Annotated in this window: 1 protein-coding gene; it reads right to left on the reverse strand. The window is 32.7% G+C overall.

The window, feature by feature from the left end:
- Positions 1-258 precede the first annotated feature (258 nt).
- Positions 259-998 (reverse strand): WD_0033/WD_0034 family tandem repeat-containing protein (locus BA053_RS06255; protein WP_458695154.1); only part of this gene is annotated, 740 nt, incomplete at its 5' end.

A 998-nucleotide genomic window follows, 5' to 3' on the forward strand; every position in this document is an offset into this window, starting at 1 on the left:
TTGCAATTAAAAGCGGCTGAATCTCGCTTGTCAAGCGTTTAAAACATAAAAAACGCCAATATTTTAAAGCGGATAATAACCCCAGGGCTTCTTTTGCCTTTTTTTTTATTTGGTAAATTTCTTAATATTTATAGCTAAACGACAATCGTCATCCCGCAGCGGGATCTAGAGATACCGCGGCGGTATGACGTAGGGAAACCTTTCTTGGGTTAGCTATAAAACTAATCAGCATCTTGTTTAGCACATATAAATTAAGTTTCACAAATATAGTGCTGAACCTTGAAAATATGTTATAGCTACTTCTTCCAATTTAGTGGTGGGTTTTGACAGTACACATGTTATTTTACTAGCTACCAACTCAAGTGTCACAGAAGTTGCAATCACTGCATTTATATTCTGTACTTTAACATTTACTCTACTTTCTATTAGAGGCTTTACCCCCCCTACATCATTACGTACAGCAGTATGATTTATTTCATTTTCAATTCCACTACTATGCTGCAACAAGATATCCCCATTAACTTTTATTTCAACATTTTTGTCACTACTACCATTGTTAAAATTTAATCCCTCATCTCTTCTACTTTGTCTTTTTTCTTTTAATTTTAATTCAGTTTCTCTTTCATCAAGTACGGAAACGATAGGAAATGGGATGTGAGTTTTTTCCTGACCATCTTGATTGATAGCTCTTGTTGTATTAAAAGCTTCGTTGCTTTTACATGATATTGTATAAGTAAGTGGTGTGTAGATTTTTTCTTCACTATCTGGATATTTTATAGTTATTGTTGCATTAAGAATGTCTTTCAGAATATCGTTTTCTCTAGCTATGTCTAAAATTTCTTGAATAACTTTGCGATCATGTAATGCGGCAAGTAACTTATCAGTTACTTTTTGATTATTTTTATGTTTTATGGTTATTGTTGTGTTAAGAATGTCTTTCAGAATACCGTTTTCTTTAGCTACTCTTAACATTTTCTCAACAGCTATACTATCTTTAC

This window comes from Wolbachia endosymbiont of Nomada ferruginata, assembly GCF_001675785.1.
GTDB lineage: Bacteria > Pseudomonadota > Alphaproteobacteria > Rickettsiales > Anaplasmataceae > Wolbachia > Wolbachia pipientis.